The organism is uncultured Ramlibacter sp. (genome assembly GCF_936925435.1).
Classification (GTDB): Bacteria; Pseudomonadota; Gammaproteobacteria; order Burkholderiales; family Burkholderiaceae_C; genus Ramlibacter.
The window spans coordinates 30,363-55,741 of sequence record NZ_CAKZHQ010000005.1; the positions used below are offsets into that span (position 1 = coordinate 30,363).

Consider the following 25,379-nt stretch of genomic DNA (forward strand, 5'->3'; position numbering starts at 1 on the left):
ACAATGCAGGCACATCCACAGCGGAGTCCGCTATGTCATTTGCGCTCTACATGATTGGCTTCATCATCTTCATGGCCGGTCTGGTCTGGGCCGCCGTGGTTGCGGGCGTGCCGCAGCTCTATATCGGGATCGGCGGGCTCGTGATCCTTGGCATCGGCATCTTCAGCGCCGTCAGCAAGACGCGCGCGAAGGATCCGCCCCAAAACTAGGCCGGCAGGCCCGGGTACCGCAGGGCCTCCAGGCCTTGCAGACCAAACTGGGCCAGTACCGCCCGCAGGCGTTCGGCGGCGCTGCGCTTGGCTTGCCCGGTGCGGCGGGCGAGGATCAGCTCATTCTTCATGCTGTGTTCCCAGCCTACCAACTCCGTCACCGTCACCTGGTAACCCTGCGCTTCCAGGTAGAGGCAGCGCAGCACATTGGTCAGCTGACTGCCCATTTCGCGCGTGTGCAGCGGATGGCGCCACAGCTCCGCCAGCGGCGTGCGTGCCAGCGACAGCGCCTTGTCCTGGCGCAGGCAGCTGGCGACTTCTGCCTGGCAACAGGGAACCAGCACCATGCAGCGCGCCTGCTTGCGCAGGCCGAAAGCGATGGCGTCATCGGTCGCGGTGTCGCACGCATGCAGGGCCGTCACCACGTCGAAGCGCTCGGGCAGGGCCTCCGCATCGGCTGCATCAGCGGCCGCGATGTTCAGAAACGACATCCCCTCGAAGCCCAATCGCTGCGCAAGTTCGCGCGAGCGCTGCACCAATTCGCCCCGGGTCTCGATGCCGTAGATGTGGCCCCTGCCCAGTGGTTTGAAGTACAGGTCGTGGAGGATGAAGCCCAGGTAGGACTTGCCCGCCCCATGGTCGGCCAGCGTCGGGCCATCGGCCGATGCCGGCATCTCCAGCAGCAGCTTCTCGATGAACTGGTAGAGGTGGTAGACCTGCTTGAGCTTGCGGCGCGAGTCCTGGTTCATCTTGCCGTCGCGCGTCAGGATGTGCAGTTCCTTGAGCAGTTCGGTCGACTGCCCGGGCCGGATGTCGGGTTCGGTGGATTTCATGTGGGGCCAACCTTGAGCGCCGCCCAGCCCTGCGGGCCCAGAGCACGCAAGGTCTCAATGTTGGTTTCGTAGATCGCCTCGGCCTGGGGAAAGGCCTGCACGGCGCGGTCGATGCTGGCTTCGCGCAGCAGATGCAGGGTCGGGTATGGCGCGCGGTTCGTGAAGTTGCCGATGTCGTCCGCTGGCGTGCCGGCAAACTGGTAGTGCGGATGGAAGCTGGCCAGCTGGACCTCGCCTTCCAGGCCACGCCGCGCCAGCAGGCGCTCGGCCCGGACGGTCAGGTCGTTGAAGTCCAGGAAATCCTGCAGGCACTGCGGCGCCATCAGCAGCGTGGTGTCGCGCTGCGCGCTGTCGGCAGCGACCAGCGCGTCGAGCTCCAGCGCCAGGTCGTCGAGCAGTTCTGCCGGCGACCCGGCTTGGCTCACCGCATAGTGGATCTGGCCCTTGGCATGCACGGCCTTGGCAAACGGGCAGAGGTTCAGGCCGATGACAGCTCGCTCCAGCCAGCCACGCGTGTCGTCAATCACGCGCTGGCACTGTGCGGCATCCATGGATTCAGACAAAGCGGCTGGGCTGCGACACGACCAGCTTGGCCAGTTCGTCCAGCGTGTCGCTGTGGATCCGGCTGGCCGGCCAGCTGGTGTTGACGACCCCGAAGCCCTCGAGATTGACCAACCGGAAGGCCAGCAGGCCCTCGTCGTGTTCCGGCTTGACCGTCACATTGCCGCGGCTCTCGGTGATGTAGTCGAAGCGCAGGGCCTGCAAAGTGTTTTTTTCGGGATGACGCAGTTCCTTGCGCTCGTGCTTGACGCCGCCCAGCGCCAGGCGCGACTCCACCCGCTCCAGGTCGGGCGGAAAGTTGACGCTGACGCTGCCGCCCGCCGGCTGCCCCACCTGCGGCACGATCTGCCAGCCCATGGCGATGTAGTCGAACACTTCCTTGTCCCGGAGCATCTTCTTGCGAGCGTCGACACGAAAGGCCACCAGCTTCATCGCCGGCCAGGGAGTCTTGCCGTCCAGCGTCAGGTGCGGTGCAGCCGGCGCGATCACTTTGAGCTGGCGGGCCAGGTCCTGCAGGTAGTGCAGGATGGAACGGCATGCCTGCTCGGTCTGGGCGGTGTGCTGTTCGAGGTCGGCACGCTGCTGGCCTTCTCGGCTTTGCAGCGCGTTGGCCTGGGATTTCAGCTGGTTGAGGAAACTCAAGTTGCGGCTCCGGATCAGGTCCGATTCTAGGTCTGCTCCGCGCGGCGCAACAACGCGCCGAGCATGGCGGCCAGTCCCAAACCTGCCAGGGCGCAGGCGCCCGTGACCAGCCAGCTCCACTGCCAGCCGCCGGCCAGGATGGCGGCCCAGGCCACCAGGGGCGGCCCGGCGAACTGGCCGATGGACGACCATTGCTGCATCCAGCCCACGGTGGTCGAGACGGTCTGAGGCCCCGGAGCCAGCCGCACGGCCAGCGAGAACAACGTGCCGGGAATCATGCCGCCCAGCATGGAAAACAGCAGCACGCCAGCGTACTGCGCGGCGATACCGACCGACGAGTTCCAGTGGCCAGCGGGTGCAAAGGCCAGGCAGGCGCCCAGACCCATCGCCGCGAAGCCCGCTCCCAGCAGGTGCTGCGGCGCGACACCGCGCTGCAGCAGGCGGCCGGAGGCCACGTTGCCAACGATGTTGACGGCCGCTGCCAGCGCCGTGGCCGCACCCGCCGCAGCCCCCGCCAGTCCGGCCTGCGCATAGATCGAGGGCAGGAAGCCGATGACGGCCAGCCACTGGCCGGAATAGACGGCAAAACTCAGGGCGACAAGCCAGGGACCGCGCGCCGCCAGGGTCTGGCGCAGACGCTGCGGCCAGCCGGCCGGCGCCGCCAACGGCCTGCCGGCGGCGTCGGCCGGGACGGCCAGCAGTAGCCACACCGCCATCGCCAGCGACTGCGTGGCCAGCAGCCACCACCAGGCCGGCCATCCCGCCCAGGCAATCAGGCTGGGCCCGGCCAGCAGCGCGCCTGCCGTGCCCAGGGGCATGTAGGCGCCCCACAGCCCCAGGCTCGCGTTCAGGCGCTCGGGCGCGACCAGCCGGCGGATCAGGCTGGGCGCCGGCATCGACGCTAGCAGGAAGCCCAAGCCCTCGACCGCACGCAGCGCCAACAGGCTGCTGGCGTCACGGGCCCAGCCGCCCAGCGCGCTGGCGGCCGACAGCAGCAGCAGGCCCGTCACCATGGTGCGGCGCAGGCCCAGGGTGTCGGCTGCAAGGCCCACGGCCAGGCCCAGCAGCATCCCCGCCAGTTGCACCATGGACAGCAGAAAGCCGGCCTCGAGCAGGCTGATGCCCAGCGCCTGCTGCAGGGCCGGCAAGGCCGGGGGCAACTTGCCCACGTGCAGGGCGGCGCTGACGCCGCCGAGGATGACAAGCAAAGAGGGATCCAGGCGGCGCATCAGGCCAGCAGCCGGCGGCCAGTCAGCCGCTCGTGCTCGCGGGCGGCGAAGCGGTCCGTCATGCCGGCGATGTAGTCGGCCACGGCGCGCGGCCGCTCGGCCCGCGCGGCAAAGCCCACCTGCATCTGCGCCGGCTCGGCCAGATAGGCATCGAACAGCTCGCGCACGATCTGCTTGGCCTGGTCCATGGTCTGCATGACCTGGCCATGGCGATACAGGTTGCGCAGCAGAAAGCTTTTGAGGTGGGTTGAACGCTCGCGCATGGACTCGCTGAAGGCCACCAGCGGGCCGGCGGCGCGTGCGGCGTCGGCGGTTTGCGCACCGGAGGCCTGGACGGCCGCGGCCGTCGCCTCGATCACGTCGTAGACCTGGGCACTGAGCATGCGGCGGATGGTTTCGTACAGCACGCGCCGGCCCTGCAACTGCGGGTGCTCGGCCAGGGCCTGGCCCCGGAACTGCTCGAAGAGCTCGACCTGCTGCAACTGCTCCAGCGTGATCAGGCCCGAGCGCACGCCGTCATCGATGTCGTGCGCGTTGTAGGCGATCTCGTCGGCCAGGTTGCACAACTGGGCTTCCAGGCTGGGCTGGGAGCGCTCCAGGAAGCGCCGCCCCACCCCGCCCGGCTCGGCGGCTTCCAGGCGCTGCGCATTGGCCCGCGAACAATGTTTGAGAATGCCTTCGCGGGCCTCGAAGGTCAGGTTCAGGCCGTCGAAATCCGGATAGCGCTCCTCCAGCTCGTCCACCACCCGCAGGCTTTGCAGGTTGTGCTCGAAACCACCGTGCTGCGCCATGCAATCGTTGAGCGCATCCTGGCCGGCGTGGCCGAAAGGTGTGTGGCCCAGGTCGTGGGCCAGGGCAATGGCTTCGACCAGGTCCTCGCTCAGCCGCAGCGAGCGGGCGATGGAGCGGCCCAGCTGCGCCACCTCCAGCGAATGGGTCAGCCGGGTGCGGAACAGGTCGCCTTCGTGGTTGAGGAAGACCTGGGTCTTGTAGACCAGGCGCCGGAAGGCGGTGGAATGGACGATGCGGTCGCGGTCGCGCTGGTAGTCGGTGCGGGTCGGTGCCGACTGTTCGGGGTGGCGGCGGCCGCGCGATGCGGCGGGATCACAGGCGTAGGGGGCCAGACGCATTGTTGGCAATCAAATCAGGCTGCGGCCCGGTTGTGTGGCGCTCAAGAAGCTATCAATACGATAGCAATCAAGGGCAGCAATGGGCGAGCACTTCGCGCACCAGCGCATCCGGCGCGGCGCGCAGGGACGCTTTCCCCCGTCCGTCGATGAGGACAAAGCGGATCTCGCCGGCCTCGGCCTTTTTGTCCACTCGCATCAGCTCGAGATAGCGCTCGGCGCCCAGCTTCGGCCCGGTAATGGGCAGGCCAGCGCGCGCGATCAGCGCGGTGACGCGCGCCACGAAGGCCGGATCGACCAGGCCCAGCCGCTGCGACAGCTGCAAGGCCATCACCATGCCGCAGCCCACCGCCTCGCCGTGCAGCCACTGGCCGTAGCCCAGCCCCGACTCGATGGCGTGGCCGAAGGTGTGGCCGAAGTTGAGAATGGCGCGCAGCCCGGCTTCGCGCTCGTCCTGGCCCACCACCCAGGCCTTGATCTCGCAGCTGCGCCGCACCGCATGGGCCAGCGCGCCGGCCTTGCGCGCCAGCAGCGCGTCGATGTTGGCCTCGATCCAGTCCAGGAAGTCCAGGTCGGCGATCGGCCCGTACTTGATGATCTCGGCCAGGCCGGCGCTGAGTTCGCGTGCCGGCAGCGTGGCCAGGGTGTCCAGGTCGCAGACCACCAGCTGCGGCTGGTAGAAGGCGCCCACCATGTTCTTGCCCAGGGGGTGGTTGATCGCCGTCTTGCCGCCCACCGAGGAGTCGACCTGGGCCAGCAAGGTGGTGGGCACCTGCACGAAGGGCACGCCACGCATGTAGCAGGCGGCCGCGAAGCCGGTCATGTCGCCCACCACGCCGCCGCCCAGCGCATAGAGCACGGTCTTGCGGTCGCAGCCCTTGGCCAGCAGCGCGTCGAACACCAGGTTCAGGGTCTGCCACTCCTTGTGCACCTCACCATCGGGCAGGACCACCTGATGGACCTGGCGGTAGCGGCTGGCCAGGGCTTGCGCCAGGCGCTGCGCATACAGGGGGGCGACGGTGGTGTTGCTGACGATCAGCGCCGTCTGCGCGGCCGGCATGGCCTGCCAGGTGGCGGGCGCATCGAGCAGGCCGCTGCCGATGGCAATGGCATAGCTGCGGTCACCCAGGTCGATGCGGACCTGGTGCAGGGCGGTGGACGCGGGCGCAAAGGACATGGCCCCGAGTTTAAGGGCCACAAGCGGGCGGCTTCAGCGCAGCGGTAGCAGCCCCGCCAATTCGAGTTGCATGGTGATCATGTTGACCAGGGTGGCCACAGAGGGGCGGCCGGTCTCGATGACGAAGTGCGCAGTCTCGCGGTACAGCGGATCACGCTGCGCGTGCAGTGCGCGCAGCCGCTCCAGGGGATCGCCCACCTGCAGCAGCGGCCGCGCCGTGTCGTGGCGCAGGCGGCGGAAAATCTCGTCCGGTGCGGAGCGCAGGTAGACCACATGGCCCGCTTCGCGCAATCGCAGGCGGTTGGCCTCGCGCAGCACGGCCCCGCCGCCGGTGGCCAGCACGCCGGCCGGCCCGGCCGTCAGGTCATGGACCACGGCTTCCTCGACGTCACGGAAAGCCTGTTCGCCCTCGCGGTCGAAATAGTCACGGATCGAGCAGCCGATACGCTGCTCGATCACATGGTCTGAATCGTTGAAAGGCAAGCCCAGCCGCCGGCCCAGCTGGCGGCCGACGGTGGATTTACCGGAGCCAGGCAGGCCGACGAGCGCAACCAGTCCAGCCCGCCCGCCTTCATGCTCCTTTGGCATTGGAACCCAAGTCCGCACACATCATGAAACGGGTTTGCCATTCGGGCGTCGGTCAGCTCGATCTGTACGTGACGTTCAGAGGGAGCGTTTTGGTGATGGTTCCCGACGTGAACTTCACCTCAACGGTTGCGGTTTGAGTTCCGGCACCGGCGGGATCGCAGGCAGTCGCTCCGGTGATAGCAGAGACATCCACTTCAATACTTGCAAGCGTCCGCCGGGCGGGCCTACTCAGCTGGTCTGCAATTGGAGAGCCCGTCTTGACGCTCGCCGTCACGCCCGAAGTGATGGCGGTCACCCCAATCGTCGTTCCAGCCGTAGCGGGAGAACCCGCAGGCGTGCCGACAAAGAAAGATACCCCTGCCTTGCAACTCGAGCCCAGGTTGAGCGCGGTGATGGCCGTGCCGCCTGTCGATGCCGTAAAGAGATCGTACAAGCCGGGGCTGGACAACTGGAGCTGGATGACACTGCTGATCGCGGTGCCATCCGCCAACCGGGTCGAGCCTGTCACGCTCGTGGGCACGCCATCGGCAGGCCGCGGATCCTGCACCATGAAGGTCACAAGGCACTGCCCGTTCACTGTCGTGCAACCACCGCGCGACGAGGATCCCACGCGCCCGTAGTCGCTCGTGAAAACAACCGGCACGCCGTCCGCCACCGGATTGCCATTGCGATCGACGATTCGCACCGTAATATCGCTGCTGTCCCCCGTGATCTGGTTGTTGAGGTTGTATTTGGTCGCCGAGAGGTCGAAACCCGCCTGCGTCGAAACTCCCGTCGTCACCAGCAACTGATCCGATTGGGAGGTGATGGTCGTTCCGTTCGGCTTCGCTACAGCCGCCCGAATCACAACAGCCGTGGCGACTGTCTTTGAGGATACTGTGGTAACTACAACGCCTTCCGCATCGCTCGTGGCAGTGGGGATATTCAAAGTCACGTCATTCGCGGGCGCTGCCGTGAAGGCGACCCTGACGCCTTTCACCGGGGTGTTGTTGGTGTCGACCACCCGGAAACGCAGTGTTGCAGACTCCGATCGCCCGCTGCCACCGGAACCCGCCAAGACAATCGAGCGATCCGCCGGATTGACGTCCAGGAAGTTCAGCGCATTGGCCAGCGTCTGAGGATCAACCGGCGTGCCGGTACTCGGCGCACTGGAGATGGCAATAGCCTTTTGCGCGGTCAGCGTAGTGCCCGCGATTGCGGATGACGCAGCCACGGTTGTCGCGCCGACGCCCGACGTGCTTGCAGCGCGTACTTCGATCGTTGCGGCGCCACCGCTATCTGTCAGGGCCGTTGCCGACAACGGCGCGAATGCCAGCAAAGGACCGCCAACCTCACTAAAGGTCACAACGACCCCCGGCACCGGAGCTCCTTTACCGTCCTTGAGAAGAACCCGTGCCTGCGCGATCTCGACTGCCGAGATCGAGTTGGTCGACACGCCTGCGCCACTGACGACATCAATCGACAAGCTACCCACTGTCGTGGTCTGCGTGCCCCCTCCAGTGGAGGAATCGCCCCCGCCACCCGTCGTGGCGCCGGGGCTTCCGCCGCCGCCACCGCAAGCGGTCAACAGCACCGCCAAGAGGATCGCTCCCAGGTATCGAATCATGTTCATCCTCGTTTCCATTCCCATTCTGGTTTCAACTTCAAACCGGCTCTATGGCCTGTCCATCAACGCGCCGCGCCGCGGTCGGCAATCATCTTGGGCGTGATGAAAATCAGCATTTCCTGTTTGTTGGAAACACGCTGCCTGTTCTTGAACAGGTTGCCCATGTAGGGCAGGTCGCCGAGCATCGGCACCTTGGTCTCATTCTCATTTTCCGTCAGCTCGAAGATGCCGCCGATCACGACGGTGCCGCCGTTCTCGACCAGCACCTGCGTCTTGATGTGCTTGGTGTTGATCGCAATGCCGGCCGCCGTCGTCTCGCCGCGGCTGTCCTTGCTGACATCCAGGTCCAGGATGATGTTGCCTTCGGGCGTGATCTGGGGCGTGACCTCCAGCTTGAGCGTTGCCTTGCGGAACGACACCGCAGTGGCACCACTGGAGGTGGCCTGCTGGTAGGGGAACTCCGTGCCCTGCTCGATCAAGGCCTTGGTCTGGTCCGCAGTGACGATGCGCGGGCTGGACACCAGCTTGCCGCGGCCGTCGGCTTCCAGCGCCGACAGTTCCAGGTTCAGGAAGCGGTTGGCAGCAGAACTGAACAGCGAGATCGCGAAGCTGGAGGGCGTGAAGCCGCCCACGCCGACCGCCGGCAAGTTGATGAACGAAGTGTTGGTCGTCGTCAGTTGGGTGTCGCTTTCCAGCGTGGTGCCTGACACAGCGTCATAACTGCCGCCCAAGGCGAGCCGGTTGGTGTTGCTGCCCACGGAGTAGCCGGGATCGCCGCCACGGACGCCGCGCAGGTCGCTACCGCCCAGTCGCACACCCAGCGAGCGGCCGAAGGTGTCGGAGGCTTCCACGATGCGCGCTTCGATCAGCACCTGGCGCACTGCGACGTCGAGCTTGGTGATCAGGTCCTGGATCTGCTCCAGCTTGGAGCCGATGTCGGTCACGAACAGCTGGTTGGTGCGGTTCTCGGCAATGGCGCTGCCGCGCGCGCTCATCAGGCGCGCAAGGCCGGTGCCCGCGCCGATCTGCGCCGCCACGTCCGCCGCCTTGGCGTAATTGAGCTGGAAAGCCTGGGTGCGCACCTGTTCGATGCTCTGGATGGCCACCCGCGACTCCAGGTCCAGCTTTTCCTTGGCGGCGATCTCGTCCTTGGGCGCGATCCACAGCACATTGCCGGTCTTGCGCACGCCCAGCCCCTTGGCCTGCATGATGATGTCCAGCGCCTGGTCCCAGGGGACGTCCTTCAGGCGCAGCGTCACCGCGCCACTCACCGAATCCGAGGTGACGATGTTGAAGTTGGTGAAGTCAGCGATGACCTGCAACAGGGCCCGCACCTCGATGTTCTGGAAGTTCAGCGAGAGCTTCTCGCCGGCGAATCCCGGCCCCTGCGTGAGCTTGGCCGAGTCGACCTTCTGTTGGCGCACCTCGACCACGAACTGGTTGTCGCTCTGGTAGGCCGAGTGTTCCCAGGGACCCTTGGGCTCGATGACCACGCGCACGCGGTCGCCGGCCTGGAAGGTGGTGACCGTCTGCACCGGCGTGCCGAAATCGGACACGTCCAGCCGCCGGCGCAGCCCCTCGGGCAGCGTGGACTTGAGGAATTCGACCACCAGGGTCTGGCCCTGCTGGCGGATGTCCACGCCCACCTGGTTGTTCGGCAGATCGACGATCACGCGCCCGGCACTGTCAGTGCCGCGCCGGAAATCCAGGTCGCGGATCGGCAGGGTGTCACGGTTGCGGTTCTCCGCGAAAGCCTGCTGGCCTGCGGTCGGGGCGACCGCCACTGGCACCGGCTCGAGCAGGACCAGCAGCGATTTGCCTTGCAGCTGTGCCTTGTACGCCGTGGCGGTCTTCAGGTTGAGCACGATACGCGCACGCTCACCAGCCTGCACCACGTTGACCGAGCGCAGATTGCCCTGGTTGATCTCGACCTGGGAGCGGCCCAGCCCGTTGGAGGCCCCCGGAATGTCCAGTGCGATCCGGGCTGGCGCCTGGATCGAGAAACCCGCCGGCACAGCCGTGAGAGGCTGCGAAAAATCGATGCGCACCACCTCGGCGCCGCCCTGGATCGAGCTGCTGACCGATTCCACCACCGTCTGGGCCTGCGCCTGCATTGCCAGGCCGCAGGCGGCGATGGCACCCACGAATGCCAACACCCGCCGCCAGCCCATCATTTTTTGCTTGTTCATTTTGACCTCTCTTGCAGCTGCAGCGTGGCCATCCGTTCGATCCACTCGCCAGCGGCATCCTGCACAATTTCGCGCAATTCCACTTGGGTTTCCCCCACCTTCGTGACCTTTCCGTAGTTCTGGCCCAGGTAATTGCCCGGCCGCACCTGGTAGAGCAGGTTGTCGACCCGCACCAGCGCCACCGGCTGCCCCTGCCTGGCCAGGCTGCCCACCATGGCCATGGCATCGAGCGGAAAGCTCTCCAGCGGCTCCTTGCGCCGCGCCAACTCGGGTGCGATCAACCCCGCGTTCGACGACGCCTGGGTGGAGTCACGCTTGAGCGCCTGCGTCAGCTTCTGGTTGCTGAACGGGTCCGTGACGGCCTGTTCGGTGTAGGGCTGGGGCGTGAATTTCTTGGGCTCGGGGATGGGCTGAACACGCGGCTTGGTCTGGGCACGCTCCTCCGCCATCCACTGCTGGAGTTCGTCCTGTTCGGACGAGCCGCAACCGGCCAGGACGAATCCCAGTGCCGCGATGCTGGCCAGGGCCTTGATCGCTGTCATTTCTTCTTCCCCGGCGCTGCCGCCTTGCGCTGCGCCGCGACTTCATCGTTGTCCAGATAGCGGAAGGTCTTGGCCGTGGCGTCCAGCACCAGGGTCCCATCCTTGCCGGGCATGACCTGCAGGTTGTTGAGCGTAACGATGCGCGACAGGTTGGCGATGTCGGAAGCAAAAGCGCCGACATCGTGGTAGCGGCCGGTGACACGCAAGGAGATCGGCAGCTCGGCGTAATACTCCTTGACCACCACCTGCCCGGGACGGAACAGGTCGAAGTACAGGCTGCGGCCCAGGCCAGCCTGGTTGATGTCGGACAGCAGGGCATCCATCTCGGCCTTGCTTGGCAACTGCTTTTCCAGCTGCGTCACATATTGCTGGACCTGCTCGCGCTGCTTCTTGAGCGCGTCCAGGTTGATCGCCTGCACCAGCTTCTTCTTGTAGTCCTCGCGCAGGGTGACTTCCTTGGCCTGCTCTGCCTCCAGCTCTTCGGCCGAACCGCTGAGCCAGACGAACCAGAGCGCGACGACGATGGCGGCCATCAAGGCCAGGCACAGCGCGAGTCTGGGTATGACCGGCCATGATGCCGGGTCGTTGGGATTGAGCCCCCGGAACTGGGACTGGACTTTTTCGCGCAGCTGCGCGAAATTGAGTTTGGGAAGTGACAGCGTGGCCATAGGTCAGGTCTTTGCCGCAGTGGAGGCAGCCGGCGCCGGCACAGCCGGCACGGTGCCACTGGCCGACGCGGCCGCTTTCTGTGCTTCGCTGGCGCGCAGCAGGCGCACCCGGATCAGGAAGTTCGCCACCCTGCGCTGGTCGCGCTGCGAGAGCGTCACGTTCCCGGCAACGATTTCGACCAGCTCGGGACGGCTCAGCCAGGGGCTGTTATTGCCCAGGTTGCGCAGCAGTTCGGACACCCGCTCGTTGGACTGGGCCACGCCCTGGATGCTCACAACCTGGTTGTCCTGCTTGACGCTCTGGATGTAGACGCCGTCGGGCAGCTGGCGCACCAGCTCATTGAGCAGATGCACCGGCATGTTGCGATCAGCCTGCAGGTCCTCCACCGCCTGCTGGCGCGCCCGCAGAGCGGCGATTTCACTCTGCAGCGTCGCGATGTCCTTGATCTGCCCTTCCAGCCGCTTGATCTCCGTCTGCAGTATGGTGTTCTTGCCTTGCTGGTCGGCGATCTGGGCCGTGTACCACAGGAAAATGGCGCCGGCGACCACGCCGCCCATCAGGGCGGAAAAGCCCAGCGTCGCGTAAAACGCCTCACGCTTGCGCTTGCGCGTCGCCTCACGGTGCGGCAGCAGGTTGATCAGGATCACTGCAGGAACCTCCGCATCGCCAGGCCGCAGGACGTGAGGTAGGACGGGGCTTCGCGCCGCATCTTCTTCTCGCGGACCGACTCGCCGATGCGCATGCCCTCAAAAGGATCCGCCAGGCTGCAGGGAAAGGAGGTCTGCGCCGTTACGGCCTCATTCAGGCCGGGCAGCGCGGCCGAGCCGCCCGCCAGCAGGATGTGGTCAACCCGGTTGTGTGGGGTGCTGGTGAAGAAAAACTGCAGGGCACGCGCCACTTCCTGCGCCATGCTCTCCACAAAGGGCTTGAGCACGCCCGACTCGTAGTCTTCTGGCAGGTCGCCGCTGCGCTTCTTGGACTCCGCCTCCTCGGCGGAAAAGCCGTACTGGCGCACGATGAGCTGGGTCAGCTGGGCGCCGCCGAACGCCTGGTCCCGGTCGTACAGCACTTCATCGTTGCGGATGACCTGCATGCTGGTGGTGACCGCGCCCACCTCGAACAGCGCCACCATGGTGTCCAGCCCCTGGTTGGGCAGGGCCTGGATCAGCCGGCCGGCAGCCAGCCGCGACGAATAGGATTCCACGTCGATGATGACTGGCCTGAGCCCCGCGGCCTCGGCCAGGCCCTGGCGGTCCTGCACTTTTTCCTTGCGCGACGCGGCGATCAGCACTTCGACATCGCCGGCCGAGGTTGGGCTGGGACCGATGACGCAGAAGTCCAGACTCACTTCGTCCAGCGAAAAGGGGATGTACTGGTTGGCCTCGGTTTCGACCTGGATCTCCAGCTCCTGCTCGGTCATGCCCCCGGGCAGGATGATTTTCTTGGTGATGACCGCCGATGGCGGCAACGCCATGGCCACATTCTTGGTGCGCGTGCCGCTCTTCTTGACGACACGCCGCATGGCCTCGGCCACTTCCTCGAATTTTTCGACGTTGCCGTCGGTGATCCAGCCGCGCTCGAGCGGCTCGATCGCACAGCGTTCGAGGACCAGGTTGCCGTCTTTGTCACGGCCCAGTTCGACCAGCTTGACGCTGGACGAACTGATGTCCAGCCCCAGCAGGGGTGCCGGTTGACGGCTTAACAACGATCCCAAAGAGATCAAATCGGTCTCCTGAAACGCCACATTTCAAGGCGTAACAAACTTAAGGTTTCACTTCAATGCTAGCAGTAACACCCTTGTCAGCAAAGGATTTTTCCGAATTCGAGACCCTCAAGCGTTGTCAAAAACTGACGCGCTGACCTGCCATACTGCCCAGGCCACCGCCCGTCGCTTCAACCTCTTCCACACGGGACGCTTGTTTCTTTTCGGCAACGGCCGTTTGCGGCGGAATGCCATTTTTATAATGGCCTCAGGACGTTACACGGATTGATATGGCCACTGATTCCTCCTCCGGCGATGCTGGCAAGACGTCCAAGACCCCCGCGCGGGGAAGCCGCCCCGGCTGGCAGCGCTTCCTGCTGCGCGCCATGTTGTGGACTGGCGGGCTGGCTCTGGCCGGAGTGCTGGCTGTCCTGACCATTGTGGGCGTGGGCCTGGCCGTGGCCTATCCCAATCTTCCCGACATCTCCGACCTGTCCGATTACCGGCCCAAGCTGCCGATGCGGGTGTTTTCTGCAGACGGCGTGCTGATCGGCGAATTCGGCGAGGAGCGGCGCAACCTGACCCCGATCGCCCAGATCCCCCAGGTCATGAAGGACGCGGTGCTGGCCATCGAGGACGCCCGCTTCTATTCGCACAACGGCGTGGACTACCGCGGCATGCTGCGCGCGGCCCTGGCCAACCTGGGACGGGTCAAGAGCCAGGGCGCCTCGACCATCACCATGCAGGTGGCGCGCAATGTCTACCTGTCGTCCGAGAAGACCTTCACCCGCAAGCTCTATGAGGTGCTGCTGACCTTCAAGCTGGAACACCTGCTGTCCAAGGACCAGATCCTGGAGATCTACATGAACCAGATCTTCCTGGGCAACCGCGCCTACGGCTTTGCCGCCGCGTCCGAGGCCTACTTCGGCAAACCCATGAAGGACCTGAGCATCGCCGAGGCGGCCATGCTGGCCGGCCTGCCCAAGGCGCCCTCGGCCTTCAACCCCATCATCAACCCGACCCGGGCCCGCACGCGCCAGCTCTACATCATCGAGCGCATGGAGGACAACGGCTTTATCACCGCCGCCCAGGCCGAGACCGCCAAAAAAGAGGAACTGCATGTGCGTTCCGGGCCCAACACCAGCCGCATCCACGCCGAGTATGTTGCCGAGACCGTGCGCCAGCTGGTCTACGCCCAGTACGGTGACGAGGCCTACACCCGCGGACTGAACGTCTTCACCACCGTCAAGTCGGTGCAGCAGGACGCGGGCTACAAGGCGCTGCGCAAGGGCATCATGGACTATGAGCGCCGCCAGATCTACCGCGGGCCGGAGGAGTTCATCGAGTTGCCGGCCGGCGCCAAGGAGGCCGAGGAGGCCGTGGACGACGCCCTGGCGGAGCACCCGGACAACGGCGACGTCATGTCGGCCGTGGTGCTCGAAGCCAATCCCAAGCGCATCCTGGCCGTGCGCCTGAACAGCGAACAGCTCGAAATCACCGGCGAGGGCCTGCGGCCCGCGCAATCCGGCCTGTCCGACAAGGCCCCGCCCAAGATCAAGATCCGCCGCGGCGCGGTGATCCGGGTGGCCAGGACACCGAAGAACACCTGGGAGATCACCCAGCTGCCCGAGGTCGAGGGCGCTTTCGTCGCTCTGGACCCGCGTGACGGCGCCATCACCGCCATGGTCGGCGGCTTCGACTTCAACAAGAACAAGTTCAACCATGTGACCCAGGCCTGGCGCCAGCCTGGGTCGGGCTTCAAGCCCTTCATCTATTCGGCGGCGCTGGAAAAGGGTTTCACCCCCGCGACCATCGTCAACGACGCGCCGCTGTTTTTCGATGCTGGCGTCACCGGCGGCCAGCCCTGGGAGCCGAAGAACTACGACGGCAAGTTCGAGGGCCCGATGCCGCTGCACAACGCGCTGGCCAAGTCCAAGAACATGGTGTCCATCCGCGTGCTGCAGGCCGTGGGCACCCAGAACGCGCAAGACTGGATCGCCCGCTTCGGCTTCGACGCCGAGAAGCACCCGCCCTACCTGACCATGGCCCTGGGCGCCGGCTCGGTCACGCCCATGCAGATGGCCACCGGCTACGCGGTCTTCGCCAACGGCGGCTACCGCGTCAATCCCTGGCTGATCACCAAGATCACCGACCAGAAGGGCAAGGTGCTGGTGGAAAGCCAGCCCCCGCTGCCCAACGAGTCGGTGCGGGCGATCGACGCGCGCAACGCCTTCATCATGGAGCGCCTGCTCAACGAGGTGGCGCGCTCGGGCACGGCGGCCCGCGCCCAGCGCGACCTCAAGCGCACCGACCTGTACGGCAAGACCGGCACCACCAACGACTCCATCGACACCTGGTTCAACGGCTTCCAGCCCAACCTGGTGGCCATCGTCTGGATGGGCTATGACGCACCGCGGTCGCTGGGCGACCGCGAGACCGGCGGCGGCCTGTCACTGCCGGTGTGGATCAACTTCATGGAAACCGCGCTCAAGGGCGTGCCGCTGAGCGAGCCCTCCGCGCCCGAAGGCGTGGTCAACGTCGGCGGTGAATGGTTCTACGAGGAATACGCCCGCGGCGGCGGCGTCGGCAGCCTGGGCACGACGCCCGGCGAGCCCAGCGCGCCGGGCGTGCCGGAAGACAAGAGCCTGCAAAATTCCGATGGCCTGCCGCCCAACCGGGCGCCGGCGGCGCCGGCCGAGGAGCGCAAGAGCATCCTCGACCTGTTCAGGAACTGAATAGGGCCCCACGCCCGACGCAGCGATCAGGTGGCTGCGAACTGCAGGGACTGGCTGGCCTGCTCGCTGGCGTAACGCGTGAGGTTGGCGAAGAACTCGCCGTTGCCCTTGGTGTCCTGCCAGGCGGCGCCATCGAACTTGTAGTGGAAACCGCCGGCCTTGGCGGCCATCCAGACCTCGTGCAGGGGCTTTTGAAGGTTGACGATGATCTGGCTGCCATTGGCAAAGCTCAGTGTCACCATGCCGCCCACGCGCTGGTTGTCCACATCGGCGTCGGTCTCATCGTTGATGCGGTCGCAACAGGACTCGATCGCGCGCAGCAGAGCCTCGGCCTGGTCCAGGAATTCAGAATCGGTCATTGGCGGCAGTTATACCGCATGGCCCTGGCACATCCGCTGCGCGCAAGAGCCCTCAGTACAATTTCGCCATGTTGAATGTTTCGCGAATTCCAGGCGCCGCCCACTGGCGCCTTGCACTTGGTGCAGCCCTGCTCGCTGCGCTCAGCGCTTGCGGGCAAAAGGGCCCGCTGTTCCTGCCCACCGCCCCTGCCGCCGCCGACCGCGCCACCCTGACGGAAACCGTCCGGCCCGGTGCCACGGCACCGGCCTCCCCGGCGTCCGCGCCCTCCACCACGGGCACCGCATCGCCGGTGCGGACCCCATGAACCAGCTTCCCGGACATCCCCATTTCGCCTGGCATGGCGACGCCCTCCACGCCGAACAGGTGCGCCTGGACGCGCTGGCCCAGCAGTACGGAACGCCGCTGTTCGTCTATTCCAAGGCTTCGATGCTGGAGGCTCTGGCGGCCTACCAGCGCGGCTTCGCCGGCCGCAAGGTGAAGATCTGCTACGCCATGAAGGCCAACTCCTCGCTGGGCGTGCTGCAGGTGTTTGCGCGTGCCGGCTGCGGTTTCGACATCGTCTCGGGCGGCGAACTCGAGCGGGTGCTGACCGCCGGCGCCCAGCCGCAGGACATCATCTTCTCGGGTGTGGGCAAGACCCGCGCCGAGATGCAGCGCGCACTGGCGGTGGGCATCGGCTGCTTCAACGTCGAGAGCGAAGCCGAGCTGGAGGTGCTCAGCGCCGTCGCCTCGGCCGCCGGCAAGACCGCTGCCGTCAGCATCCGCGTCAATCCGAACGTCGACCCCAAGACCCATCCCTACATCTCCACCGGCCTGAAGGGCAACAAGTTCGGCGTGGCCCATGAGCGCACGCTCGCGACCTACCAGCGCGCCGCCGCCCTGCCGGGCCTGAAGGTGGTGGGCATCGACTGCCATATCGGCTCGCAGATCACCGACACCGCCCCCTATCTGGACGCGATGGACCGCATCCTCGACCTGGTCGAGGCGATCGAGGGCGCAGGCATCGCGCTGCAGCACATCGACTTCGGCGGCGGCCTGGGCATCAACTACAACGGCGACCAGCCGCCGGCGGCCGATGCGCTGTGGGCCCAGCTGTTTGCCAAGCTCGACGCGCGCGGTTTTGGCGACCGCCAGTTCATGATCGAGCCGGGCCGCTCCCTGGTGGGCAACGCCGGCGCCTGCCTGACCGAGGTGCTCTACCTCAAGCCGGGCGAGCAGAAGAACTTCTGCATCATCGACGCCGCCATGAACGACCTGCCGCGGCCCGCCATGTACCAGGCCTACCACGCCATCGTGCCGCTGCAGCGCAAGGACAGCGCCGCCGAGACCTACGACGTGGTCGGGCCGGTGTGCGAAAGCGGTGACTGGATCGGCCGCGACCGCGCCCTGGGCGTGCAGGCCGGCGACCGGCTGGCCGTGTTGTCGGCCGGGGCCTACTGCATGAGCATGGCCAGCAACTACAACACCCGTGGCCGCGCCGCCGAAGTGCTGGTCGATGGCGCGCAGGCCCACCTGATCCGCGAGCGCGAAACGGCGGCCGACCAGATGCGCGGCGAGAAGCTGCTGCCGCAGTAACACCCGTGCGCTATGGATTTCATAGCGCATCAGGTCCATCAACCGGGGGCCAGCGGCGCTTCTTCTTCAAACGCTGGGCCAGGCGCCAGCCCAGCAGAACGGCCAGGATGGCGACGTAGACGAAGACCTCGTTGAAGTCGTTCTTGCCCGAGCGCATCCAGAAGAAATGCAGCAGGGCCAGGCCGGCCACCAGGTAGACCAGCTTGTGCAGGGCCTGCCAGCGCCGGGCGCCCAGGGCCCTGACAGCGCGATTGAACGAGGTCGCGGCCAGCGGCGTCAGCAGCACGAAGGCGCTGAAGCCAACCAGGATGAAGGGCCGCTTGGCGATGTCTTTGGCGATGTCGGCCAGATCGAAACCCATGTCGAACCAGCTGTAGCTCAGAAGATGCAGCAGCACATAGAAGTAGACGAACAGGCCCAGCATGCGGCGAAAACGCGCCAGCGCCGGTGTGCCAGTGACGACGCGCACGGGCGTGATGGCCAATGTGATGCACAGCATGCGCAGCGTCCAGTCGCCTGTGGCGCGGATCAGGTGCTCGGCCGGGTTGGCGCCCAGGGTGTCGGCGTTCCACAGCACGGCGGCGGCCACGCCATAGGCCAGCCATGCGAAGGGCAGCAGGCAGGCGATGAACACCAATGGCTTGGCCGCCGGGTGCAGCAGCAAGCCCTTGGCCGAAGACATCAGAAGTTCTTCTTGAGATCCATGCCGGCGTAGAGCTGGCCGACCTGGGCCTCGTAGCCGTTGAACATCAGGGTCTTGCGCTTCTTGGCGAACAGGCCATCCTCGCCGATGCGCCGCTCGCTGGCCTGCGACCAGCGCGGGTGGTCGACCTCCGGGTTCACGTTGCTGTAGAAGCCGTATTCGTTGGCGGCCGCCTTGTTCCAGGCCGTCTTGGGTTCCTTGTCGGTGAAACGGATGGCGACGATGGACTTGCCGCTCTTGAAACCATACTTCCAGGGCACGACCAGGCGCACAGGCGCACCGTTCTGGTTGGGCAGCACCTCGCCGTACATGCCGAAGCTCAGCAGGGTCAGCGGGTGCATGGCCTCGTCCAGGCGCAGGGCTTCCACATACGGCCAGTCCAGCACGCGCGAGCCGACGAAAGGCATGGTCTTGGGATCGGCCTGGGTGATGAACTCCACGTACTTCGCGTTGCCCAGCGGCTCGACCTTCTCGATCAGCTTGCTCATGGAATAGCCCACCCAGGGGATGACCATGGACCAGCCCTCGACGCAGCGCAGGCGGTAGATGCGCTCTTCCTGGGCGCTGAGTTTGAGCAGGTCTTCCAGCTGGTACTTGGCGGGCTTCTTGACCAGGCCACTGACCTCCACCGTCCACGGTGTGGTCTTCAGGGTGTGGGCGTTCTTGGCCGGGTCGGCCTTGTCGGTGCCGAACTCGTAGAAGTTGTTGTACGTGCTGGCATCCTTGTACTCTGTGACCTTCTCCATGGTCATCGTGCCGGACACCGCCGACTTGGCGCCCGGCAGGGCTGCCAGCTTGCCGGGCCGGGCCGCCTGGGCCAGGGCTTGGCGGCCAGCCCAGGAGGCCAGGGCCGCGCCGGCAGCGCCGGCAGCCATCAGCTTGATCATGGCGCGGCGGTCCTGGTAGGCCGCCTGCAGTGTGATCTCGCTGGAGACCGGGTGGATGAAGCCGTCGTTGCGGGTCTGGATCAGCATGGCTGTTTTCCTTGTGTTCTGGCCTAGGTCTGTTTACGCGGACAACCCTTACAAGGATTCAAGCCGCGCTACAACGTTCCGTAACTGTGCAGCCCGGACAGGAACATGTTCACGCCCAGGAAGGCAAAGGTGGTCACGGCCAGGCCGACCAGGGCCCACCAGGCCGAGACCGTGCCGCGCAGGCCCTTCATCAGCCGCATGTGCAGCCAGGCCGCGTAATTGAGCCAGACGATCAGGGCCCAGGTCTCCTTGGGGTCCCAACTCCAGTAGCCGCCCCAGGCCTCGGCCGCCCACAGCGCGCCCAGCACGGTGGCGATGGTGAAGAAGGCGAAGCCCACGGCGATGGACTTGTACATCACGTCGTCCAGGATCTCGAGGGACGGCAGGCGCTGCGCGATGCGCTTGCGTGCCAGCAGGATGCCCGCCACGATCAGGGCCGAGATGCCGAAGTACACGGCCCAGTAGCTGCTGGCGCCCGACACACCCTGGCGGAACACCACTGGCTCGAAGCACAGCACGATGCCCAGCAGCCACAGCGGCGCCAGCTTGACCCAGCGCGTCTCGCCCGCCTGCTGCTTGATCAGGTAGGCGAAGGCCACCATGGCCGACAGGGCGAAGGTGCCATAGCCGATGAAGTTGGCCGGCACATGCAGCTTCATCCACCAGCTCTTGAGGGCCGGCACCAGGGGCTGGATCTCATGGGCTTCGCGCACCACGGTGTACCAGAGCAGGAAGCCGACAGCGGCGCTGACCACCAGCATCACGAAGGCGCCCAGCGCCCGCGTTTCATAGCGGTCTTCGAAGTACAGATAGAAGCTGGCCGTGAGCCAGCAAAACAGCACGAAGACCTCGTACAGATTGCTCACCGGGATGTGGCCGACGTCGGCACCGATCAGGTAGCTCTCGTACCAGCGCACCATGGTGCCGATCAAGGCCATGCCAACAGCCACCCAGGCCAGACGCGAGCCGATCATTTCCATGGCCGAGGCCTGGCCGCGCGAGAACATGCCGATCCAGTAGAAGGCGGTGCTCATGAAGAACAACACGCTCATCCACAGGATCGCCGACTGGCTGGACAGAAAGTATTTGAGCCAGAACACCTGGTCGGCCCGCTCCAGGCTGCCCTGGTAGGAGGCGACGGCCAGCAGCGAGACCGCCGCCACCACCAGCATCAGCACCCGCAGCGGCTTCCAGAACCAGCCGATCCAGATGGCGGCCGGCACTGCGCCCAGCAAGATGCCCTTTTCGTACACGTCCATGTAGGCGCTGTAGCGCGAGAAGGCAAACAGGCCGCCGGCGACGACCGCCAGGGCGAACAGCCAGTCGAACCAGCCGCGGCGGGCGAAGAAGCCCTCGTGCAGGTCCAGGGTGGTGGTAGCGGTATTCATTGGCTTGTGGCTCCGAGGAGTTTGTCTTCCAGCAGCGCGAACTCGCGGTCAACGTCCAGGGTGCGTCGGTTGCATGACAGGGCCATCGTGGCTTCGCTTCCCGCGCCGGCGGGAGCCAGCCAGACCCAGACCCGGCGCTCGCGCACATAGAGCATGGCAAAAACGCCCAGGATCAGCAAGGCGCAGCCCAGGTAGACAATGTTGCGCCCGGGCGCGCGCGCCACCTGGAACACGCTGGCCTGGACCTGGGTGAAGTCCTGCAGCTGGAAAGCCATGGGCGCCGGGTAGATGTGCAGGTCGCTCAGGGCCAGCACGGCCTGGTTCATGAAGCCCTGGGTGCTCTCGCTGGGCGCCAGCGGCGCCTGGCCGGCCTTGGCCCGCACCAGTTGGGCCAGCTCGAACAGCGTGCCGTTGAGGATGCGCACCAGCACCTCGCCGGCGCGCGCGCGCTCGGCCTCGGGCACATTGGCTTCCATGAATTCGGAGATCGCCTGCAGGCCGCCAGCCGCCTTGACGCCGGGCACGCCGTTCTCGGCGCCGGCAAACAGGCCCAGCGCGCGGCCGGCCGAGGCGGCCAGCTGCGCGCCCAGCTCCGGCCGGGCCGGGTCGGTCGCCTGCGCCGCGTAGCGGCGCACCGCCTGCTCGCGCATGCCGGCATCGAGCAAGCCTGCGTGCAGGCGCAGGAACCCGTCCAGGCTGCCCGTGTCGTCGGCCGGCACGCGCAGGTAGCGGAACTGCTCGGCCGGCGTGTCGCGGATGCCCATCAGGAAGACCGGCGCGCCGTCGCCCATGTCCACCGGCAGCATGTAGTTGTGGAATTCGCGCGCCTGGCCCGCGCCGTCGCGCAGCTTGTAGGTGATGCTGGGGCCGACGTTGCGCAGCTCTTTCTTGCTGCTGGTCTTGTTGGCAGCGCCCATGCGCGCGTCGATCGACTCGCGCAGGTCGACCTTGCGCACGTCGGTGCCCGAGCCCTGGTCGCCGCTCTGGCCGCCGCCGAAATTCTCGACGTTGATCACGCGCAGGCCGGTGTACTCCAGCGTCAGCTTCTCGGCGCCGTCGCCCTGGCCCTTGCTCAATTGCGAGGAGCTGCCGATGACACCGGCGATCTCGAAGGGCTTGGAGCTGCCGTTCATGGGCACGGCCTTCAGGCGCACCGAGGAGCCGCCGTCGTCGAAGCTGCTCTGGTAGATCTCGATGCCGCGATGCCGCGCCGGGTGGTTCACCTCGACCCGCGCCGGGATCTTCTCGCCGCTGTCATGGTCGTGGATCACGATCTCGCTGGCGAACAGCTTGGGCATGCCGGTGGAGTAGTACTCGACGATGAACTTCTTGAGCTCGATCGAGAACGGCAGCTCCTGCAGCAGGATGCCGTCCGACTGGTTCAGGATGGCCGTGCCCGACTGCGTGCCCTCGGCCACCAGCAGGTTGCCGCGGAAGGTGGGGTTGGTGGCCGACAGCCGGTGCTCGGGCTTGACGTCGGCGATCATGCCGCCACCGGTGTAGGGCGTCTTGCCGTTGAACAGCATCTGCGCCCGCACGATCAGGTCGCCGTCGAGCAGGCCGCCGACGCAGACCAGCACGATGGCGCTGTGGGCCGCGATGTAGCCGATCTTGTTGGCCGCGCCGGCCTTGGCCGCCACCATCCAGCCGCTGCCGGCCGGCGTCTCGCGCTGCTGCAGGCGCACTTTCCAGCCGCCGCCGGCCAGCGTCTTGCCGATGCGCTGCGCCGCCGCCTCGGGGGTTTCAGCCAGCGTGTTGTGCGCCTTGTGGTGGAAGGCCTTGAGGCTTTGCTCGCGGATGTTTTCCTTGTAGGCCTTGAGGTCGGCGGCGATCTTGGGCGTGTTGCGGGCGATGCACAGCGAGGTGCTGGTCACCAGGAAGGCCAGGATCAGCAGGAACCACCAGGCGCTGTAGACCGCATTGAGCTTGAGCGCCAGGAACAGCTGGGCCCAGAACGGCCCGAACTGGTTGACGTAGTTGACCGCCGGTTCGCCCTGCTTGAGCACGGTGCCGATCACCGAGGCGATGCAGATCACGCTGAGCAGCGAGATCGAGAAGCGCATCGACGACAGCAGTTCCACCGCCGAACGCAGCGCGTGCGAGCCGGTCCTGGCGCGTGGGTCCTGGGTGGTGGCGGTCATCTGCTTGAAGGAAAAAAGGCGGGCCCTCTTGCGAGGCCCCGCCTTTTGTTGAGTCTGTTTGTTGGCGGTTGGTTCAGTGGCCGTCTCAGCGCAGGCCGGCGATGTAGTCCGCCACGGCCTTGATCTCGCGGTCATTGAGCTTGGTCGCCACCTGGGCCATCTGCATGCTGTTCTTGCGGCCGCCGTCGCGGAAGGCGGTCAGCTGGGCGGCCGTGTAGTCGGCGTGCTGGCCGGACAGGCGCGGGTACTGCGAGGGCAGGCCGGCACCGTTGGGGCTGTGGCAGCCGGCGCAGGCGGCGATCTGGCGGTCGGCAAGGCCGCCGCGGTAGATGCGCTCGCCCAGGGCGACCAGTTCCTTGTCCTTGGCGAAGCCGGCCTTGGCCTTCTTGGAAGTGACCCAGGCCGCGATGTTCTTCATGTCGGCGTCGCTCAGCTGGGCGGCGAAGGGCTGCATGATGGGGTTGGTGCGCTTGCCGGCCTTGAACTCCTGCAGCTGCTTGACCAGGTATTCGGGGTGCTGCTGCGCCAGCTTGGGGTTGGCCGGGATGCCGGAGTTGCCGTCAGCGCCGTGGCAGGCCGCGCAGACCGCGGTGAACTTGGCCTCGCCCTGCACCAGGTCCGGCTTGGCTGCGGCGGGCGCGGCTGCTGCTGGAGCTGCGGGCGCGGACGCCGGCGCAGCGTGCTGGGCAAACGAGAGGGTGGCGGGCAGAGCCAGGATGGCTGCCGTCAGCAGGGAAGCAAGCAACTTCATATCTGGAATTCGGGTAATGGGCGCAAGGACCGTGGGGCGCAAAACCCTGAGATTCTACAATGCCCCATCCGGGTCACCCCGCAACTGGACAGCACGCAATGACCCATACGCCGGCATCCCCCGCCGCCGCCAAATCCCCAGCCGCCATCGCCATGGGCTGGATGCACACCGCCAAATTCCTCACCACCGCCCCGACGCTGGAGTTTTTGCCGACCCTGGATGTGCCGGAAATCGCCTTCGTCGGCCGCTCCAACGCCGGCAAATCGACCTGCATCAACACCTTGACGCAGCAAAAGCGCCTGGCTTTCGCCTCCAAGACGCCAGGCCGCACCCAGAGCATCAACCTGTTTTCCCTGGGCAAACAGGGCGTGACAGACGCCGTGCTAGCCGACCTGCCCGGCTACGGCTACGCCGCCGTGCCCAAACAGGACAAGCTGCGCTGGCAGCAAGTGATGGCTAACTACCTTGTCACGCGCGAGAGCCTGACCGGGGTCGTCCTGCTGTGCGATCCGCGCCACGGCCTGACCGAACTGGACGAAATCCTGCTGGAAGTGATCCGGCCGCGGGTGGAGGACGGCCTGAAATTCCTGGTCCTGCTGACCAAATCCGACAAGCTCAATCGCGAAGAAGGCACGAAGGCGCTGTCGATTGCGCGACTCAATGCCGGCGGCGGCGAGGTCAAACTATTCTCGGCCCTGAAGAAAAAGGGGGTCGAGGACGTCGCCCAGCTGATGTGGAAGTGGGCGCATCCGGACGCCCTCGCCACAGACGCATGATCCAGACCTTCCAGCAGAACCTGCCCCACGGCATCACTCTGAGCTGCCGCGCCAGCGGCGAACCGGGCCGGCCGGTGCTGCTGTTCCTGCACGGCTTTCCAGAAGCCGCTTTTGTCTGGGACCCCCTGCTGGAGCACTTTGCCCGCCCCGAGAACGGCGGCTACCGCTGCGTGGCGCCGAACCTGCGCGGCTTTGAGCAGTCCAGCGCGCCGGTCGATGTGGCGGCCTACCGCGCCAAGCACCTGGTGGCCGACATCGCGGCCCTGATCGCGATCGAGGCCGGCAGCGCGCCACTGGAGTGCCTGGTGGCCCACGACTGGGGCGGCGCCGTGGCCTGGAATCTGGCCAACCAGCGGCCCGAACTGGCGCGCCGCCTGGCCATCGTCAATTCGCCGCACCCTGGCACCTTTCTGCGCGAGCTCAAGACCAACCCGCGCCAGCAGCAAGCCAGCGCCTACATGAACTTCCTGATCCGGCCGGACGCCGAGCAGTTGCTGGCCGAAGATGACTTTCGCCGCCTGTTCGGCTTCTTGACCAATGGCGCGCCCACACCCTGGCTGACCGAGGAGGTCAGACAGCAGTACCGCGAGGTCTGGAGCCGAGGGCTGACCGGCGGCTGCAACTACTACCGGGCCTCGCCCATCCGCCCGCCGACACCGCAGGACCCGGGCGCGGCCGCGATCGAGCTGCCGCATTCCATGCTCACCGTCAGCCTGCCCACCCTGGTGCTCTGGGCGATGGACGACGTCGCCCTGCCGCCGGAGCTGGTCGACGGGCTGGACGGCTACATCCCCAAGCTCACCCTGGAGAAGGTGGAAGGCGCCAGCCACTGGATCGTGCACGAGCGCCCGCAGCTCGTGGCGCAGCGCCTGGCCGCCTTTTTGCTCTCGAATCCATAGCAC

General features: G+C 66.2%; 25 protein-coding genes. 6 read left to right on the forward strand and 19 right to left on the reverse strand.

What is annotated here, in order from left to right; genetic code table 11:
- Positions 1 to 32: 32 nt before the first annotated feature.
- On the forward strand, positions 33 to 209 hold the full coding sequence (locus Q0632_RS05510; protein ID WP_298925384.1) for a hypothetical protein: 177 nt from the start codon (positions 33 to 35) through the stop codon (positions 207 to 209).
- Here the strand turns inward: Q0632_RS05510 and Q0632_RS05515 are convergent.
- The 13 genes from Q0632_RS05515 to Q0632_RS05575 all read right to left on the reverse strand — a co-directional run bounded on the left by Q0632_RS05515 (position 206) and on the right by Q0632_RS05575 (position 13,095).
- Positions 206 to 1,042, reverse strand: a complete 837-nt coding sequence (locus Q0632_RS05515) for an SAM-dependent methyltransferase (protein WP_298925387.1) — start codon at positions 1,040 to 1,042, stop codon at positions 206 to 208. The two genes, Q0632_RS05510 and Q0632_RS05515, sit on opposite strands and share 4 nt — an antisense overlap.
- A complete protein-coding gene (locus Q0632_RS05520) occupies positions 1,039 to 1,593 on the reverse strand; it encodes a DUF1415 domain-containing protein (RefSeq protein WP_298925390.1) in 555 nt (184 codons plus the stop codon). The genes Q0632_RS05515 and Q0632_RS05520 overlap by 4 nt, the downstream gene beginning before the upstream one ends.
- A 4-nt stretch (positions 1,594 to 1,597) precedes the next feature.
- Positions 1,598 to 2,245, reverse strand: a complete 648-nt coding sequence (locus Q0632_RS05525; RefSeq protein ID WP_298925393.1) for a hypothetical protein — start codon at positions 2,243 to 2,245, stop codon at positions 1,598 to 1,600.
- A 26-nt stretch (positions 2,246 to 2,271) separates the two neighbouring features.
- Positions 2,272 to 3,474: a CynX/NimT family MFS transporter gene (locus Q0632_RS05530; protein WP_298925396.1), complete on the reverse strand. Its 1,203-nt coding sequence runs from the start codon at positions 3,472 to 3,474 to the stop codon at positions 2,272 to 2,274.
- Entirely contained in the window at positions 3,474 to 4,604 is a 1,131-nt protein-coding gene (locus tag Q0632_RS05535) for a deoxyguanosinetriphosphate triphosphohydrolase (protein ID WP_298925449.1), read from the reverse strand. The genes Q0632_RS05530 and Q0632_RS05535 overlap by 1 nt, the downstream gene beginning before the upstream one ends.
- 67 nt (positions 4,605 to 4,671) lie before the next feature.
- Positions 4,672 to 5,778, reverse strand: coding sequence for a 3-dehydroquinate synthase (aroB, locus tag Q0632_RS05540; RefSeq protein ID WP_298925451.1), 1,107 nt, complete (start codon positions 5,776 to 5,778; stop codon positions 4,672 to 4,674).
- Positions 5,779 to 5,811: 33 nt separating this feature from the next.
- On the reverse strand, positions 5,812 to 6,366 hold the full coding sequence (locus Q0632_RS05545; protein WP_298925454.1) for a shikimate kinase: 555 nt from the start codon (positions 6,364 to 6,366) through the stop codon (positions 5,812 to 5,814).
- A 52-nt stretch (positions 6,367 to 6,418) separates the two neighbouring features.
- Positions 6,419 to 7,978, reverse strand: coding sequence for a hypothetical protein (locus Q0632_RS05550; RefSeq protein ID WP_298925456.1), 1,560 nt, complete (start codon positions 7,976 to 7,978; stop codon positions 6,419 to 6,421).
- Positions 7,979 to 8,034: 56 nt separating this feature from the next.
- Positions 8,035 to 10,161: a type IV pilus secretin PilQ gene (gene pilQ / locus Q0632_RS05555; RefSeq protein WP_298925458.1), complete on the reverse strand. Its 2,127-nt coding sequence runs from the start codon at positions 10,159 to 10,161 to the stop codon at positions 8,035 to 8,037.
- Positions 10,158 to 10,703, reverse strand: coding sequence for a pilus assembly protein PilP (locus Q0632_RS05560; RefSeq protein ID WP_298925461.1), 546 nt, complete (start codon positions 10,701 to 10,703; stop codon positions 10,158 to 10,160). The genes pilQ and Q0632_RS05560 overlap by 4 nt, the downstream gene beginning before the upstream one ends.
- The gene (locus tag Q0632_RS05565) at positions 10,700 to 11,371 is read right to left on the reverse strand and encodes a type 4a pilus biogenesis protein PilO (RefSeq protein ID WP_298925464.1); all 672 of its coding nucleotides are present in this window, start codon (positions 11,369 to 11,371) and stop codon (positions 10,700 to 10,702) included. The genes Q0632_RS05560 and Q0632_RS05565 overlap by 4 nt, the downstream gene beginning before the upstream one ends.
- A 3-nt stretch (positions 11,372 to 11,374) precedes the next feature.
- Complete coding sequence (locus tag Q0632_RS05570) at positions 11,375 to 12,019, reverse strand: PilN domain-containing protein (protein WP_298925470.1); 645 nt, start codon at positions 12,017 to 12,019, stop codon at positions 11,375 to 11,377.
- Positions 12,016 to 13,095 (reverse strand): pilus assembly protein PilM, encoded by a 1,080-nt coding sequence (locus Q0632_RS05575; protein WP_298925473.1) that lies wholly within the window; start codon positions 13,093 to 13,095, stop codon positions 12,016 to 12,018. The genes Q0632_RS05570 and Q0632_RS05575 overlap by 4 nt, the downstream gene beginning before the upstream one ends.
- A gap of 269 nt (positions 13,096 to 13,364) precedes the next feature.
- Between Q0632_RS05575 and Q0632_RS05580 the strand changes: the two genes are divergently transcribed.
- Positions 13,365 to 15,809 (forward strand): penicillin-binding protein 1A, encoded by a 2,445-nt coding sequence (locus tag Q0632_RS05580; RefSeq protein WP_298925476.1) that lies wholly within the window; start codon positions 13,365 to 13,367, stop codon positions 15,807 to 15,809.
- Between the two features lie 26 nt (positions 15,810 to 15,835).
- On the opposite strand, the gene cyaY is transcribed toward Q0632_RS05580, so the two are convergent.
- Complete coding sequence (cyaY, locus tag Q0632_RS05585) at positions 15,836 to 16,168, reverse strand: iron donor protein CyaY (protein ID WP_298925479.1); 333 nt, start codon at positions 16,166 to 16,168, stop codon at positions 15,836 to 15,838.
- Between the two features lie 68 nt (positions 16,169 to 16,236).
- On the opposite strand from cyaY, the gene Q0632_RS05590 reads away from it, so the two are divergent.
- Complete coding sequence (locus Q0632_RS05590) at positions 16,237 to 16,473, forward strand: lipoprotein (RefSeq protein ID WP_298925482.1); 237 nt, start codon at positions 16,237 to 16,239, stop codon at positions 16,471 to 16,473.
- Positions 16,470 to 17,744: a diaminopimelate decarboxylase gene (gene lysA / locus Q0632_RS05595; RefSeq protein WP_298925485.1), complete on the forward strand. Its 1,275-nt coding sequence runs from the start codon at positions 16,470 to 16,472 to the stop codon at positions 17,742 to 17,744. The genes Q0632_RS05590 and lysA overlap by 4 nt, the downstream gene beginning before the upstream one ends.
- 19 nt (positions 17,745 to 17,763) lie before the next feature.
- Here lysA and Q0632_RS05600 read toward each other — a convergent pair whose 3' ends face one another.
- The 5 genes from Q0632_RS05600 to Q0632_RS05620 form a co-directional block, all read right to left on the reverse strand.
- Positions 17,764 to 18,426, reverse strand: coding sequence for a sulfite oxidase heme-binding subunit YedZ (locus Q0632_RS05600; RefSeq protein ID WP_298925488.1), 663 nt, complete (start codon positions 18,424 to 18,426; stop codon positions 17,764 to 17,766).
- Positions 18,426 to 19,421: a protein-methionine-sulfoxide reductase catalytic subunit MsrP gene (gene msrP / locus Q0632_RS05605; RefSeq protein ID WP_298925492.1), complete on the reverse strand. Its 996-nt coding sequence runs from the start codon at positions 19,419 to 19,421 to the stop codon at positions 18,426 to 18,428. Before msrP ends, Q0632_RS05600 begins: the two co-directional genes overlap by 1 nt.
- 68 nt (positions 19,422 to 19,489) lie before the next feature.
- On the reverse strand, positions 19,490 to 20,809 hold the full coding sequence (gene ccsB, locus Q0632_RS05610) for a c-type cytochrome biogenesis protein CcsB (protein WP_298925496.1): 1,320 nt from the start codon (positions 20,807 to 20,809) through the stop codon (positions 19,490 to 19,492).
- Positions 20,806 to 22,950, reverse strand: coding sequence for a cytochrome c biogenesis protein ResB (locus Q0632_RS05615; protein WP_298925498.1), 2,145 nt, complete (start codon positions 22,948 to 22,950; stop codon positions 20,806 to 20,808). Before Q0632_RS05615 ends, ccsB begins: the two co-directional genes overlap by 4 nt.
- An 85-nt stretch (positions 22,951 to 23,035) precedes the next feature.
- Positions 23,036 to 23,701 carry a c-type cytochrome gene (locus tag Q0632_RS05620; protein ID WP_298925500.1) on the reverse strand — a complete coding sequence of 222 codons (666 nt, stop codon included), beginning with the start codon at positions 23,699 to 23,701 and terminating at the stop codon, positions 23,036 to 23,038.
- Positions 23,702 to 23,799: 98 nt separating this feature from the next.
- Between Q0632_RS05620 and yihA the strand changes: the two genes are divergently transcribed.
- Together yihA and Q0632_RS05630 are read left to right on the forward strand one after the other, a co-directional pair.
- Positions 23,800 to 24,477 (forward strand): ribosome biogenesis GTP-binding protein YihA/YsxC, encoded by a 678-nt coding sequence (yihA, locus tag Q0632_RS05625; protein WP_298925502.1) that lies wholly within the window; start codon positions 23,800 to 23,802, stop codon positions 24,475 to 24,477.
- Complete coding sequence (locus tag Q0632_RS05630; protein ID WP_298925504.1) at positions 24,474 to 25,376, forward strand: alpha/beta hydrolase; 903 nt, start codon at positions 24,474 to 24,476, stop codon at positions 25,374 to 25,376. The genes yihA and Q0632_RS05630 overlap by 4 nt, the downstream gene beginning before the upstream one ends.
- The last annotated feature ends 3 nt before the right edge of the window (positions 25,377 to 25,379 follow it).

Bases quoted from the DNA above. Each gene is read 5' to 3' on its own strand.
- Q0632_RS05620 (WP_298925500.1), bottom strand. From the start codon at position 23,701: ATGAAGTTGCTTGCTTCCCTGCTGACGGCAGCCATCCTGGCTCTGCCC.
- Q0632_RS05520 (WP_298925390.1), bottom strand. From the start codon at position 1,593: ATGGATGCCGCACAGTGCCAGCGCGTGATTGACGACACGCGTGGCTGG.
- cyaY (WP_298925479.1), bottom strand. From the start codon at position 16,168: ATGACCGATTCTGAATTCCTGGACCAGGCCGAGGCTCTGCTGCGCGCG.
- Q0632_RS05615 (WP_298925498.1), bottom strand. From the start codon at position 22,950: ATGACCGCCACCACCCAGGACCCACGCGCCAGGACCGGCTCGCACGCG.
- Q0632_RS05510 (WP_298925384.1), top strand. From the start codon at position 33: ATGTCATTTGCGCTCTACATGATTGGCTTCATCATCTTCATGGCCGGT.
- Q0632_RS05580 (WP_298925476.1), top strand. From the start codon at position 13,365: ATGGCCACTGATTCCTCCTCCGGCGATGCTGGCAAGACGTCCAAGACC.
- Q0632_RS05535 (WP_298925449.1), bottom strand. From the start codon at position 4,604: ATGCGTCTGGCCCCCTACGCCTGTGATCCCGCCGCATCGCGCGGCCGC.
- aroB (WP_298925451.1), bottom strand. From the start codon at position 5,778: ATGTCCTTTGCGCCCGCGTCCACCGCCCTGCACCAGGTCCGCATCGAC.
- Q0632_RS05530 (WP_298925396.1), bottom strand. From the start codon at position 3,474: ATGCGCCGCCTGGATCCCTCTTTGCTTGTCATCCTCGGCGGCGTCAGC.
- Q0632_RS05630 (WP_298925504.1), top strand. From the start codon at position 24,474: ATGATCCAGACCTTCCAGCAGAACCTGCCCCACGGCATCACTCTGAGC.
- Q0632_RS05560 (WP_298925461.1), bottom strand. From the start codon at position 10,703: ATGACAGCGATCAAGGCCCTGGCCAGCATCGCGGCACTGGGATTCGTC.
- Q0632_RS05545 (WP_298925454.1), bottom strand. From the start codon at position 6,366: ATGCCAAAGGAGCATGAAGGCGGGCGGGCTGGACTGGTTGCGCTCGTC.
- Q0632_RS05590 (WP_298925482.1), top strand. From the start codon at position 16,237: ATGTTGAATGTTTCGCGAATTCCAGGCGCCGCCCACTGGCGCCTTGCA.
- msrP (WP_298925492.1), bottom strand. From the start codon at position 19,421: ATGCTGATCCAGACCCGCAACGACGGCTTCATCCACCCGGTCTCCAGC.
- lysA (WP_298925485.1), top strand. From the start codon at position 16,470: ATGAACCAGCTTCCCGGACATCCCCATTTCGCCTGGCATGGCGACGCC.
- Q0632_RS05600 (WP_298925488.1), bottom strand. From the start codon at position 18,426: ATGTCTTCGGCCAAGGGCTTGCTGCTGCACCCGGCGGCCAAGCCATTG.
- Q0632_RS05550 (WP_298925456.1), bottom strand. From the start codon at position 7,978: ATGAACATGATTCGATACCTGGGAGCGATCCTCTTGGCGGTGCTGTTG.
- Q0632_RS05565 (WP_298925464.1), bottom strand. From the start codon at position 11,371: ATGGCCACGCTGTCACTTCCCAAACTCAATTTCGCGCAGCTGCGCGAA.
- ccsB (WP_298925496.1), bottom strand. From the start codon at position 20,809: ATGAATACCGCTACCACCACCCTGGACCTGCACGAGGGCTTCTTCGCC.
- Q0632_RS05515 (WP_298925387.1), bottom strand. From the start codon at position 1,042: ATGAAATCCACCGAACCCGACATCCGGCCCGGGCAGTCGACCGAACTG.
- yihA (WP_298925502.1), top strand. From the start codon at position 23,800: ATGACCCATACGCCGGCATCCCCCGCCGCCGCCAAATCCCCAGCCGCC.
- pilQ (WP_298925458.1), bottom strand. From the start codon at position 10,161: ATGAACAAGCAAAAAATGATGGGCTGGCGGCGGGTGTTGGCATTCGTG.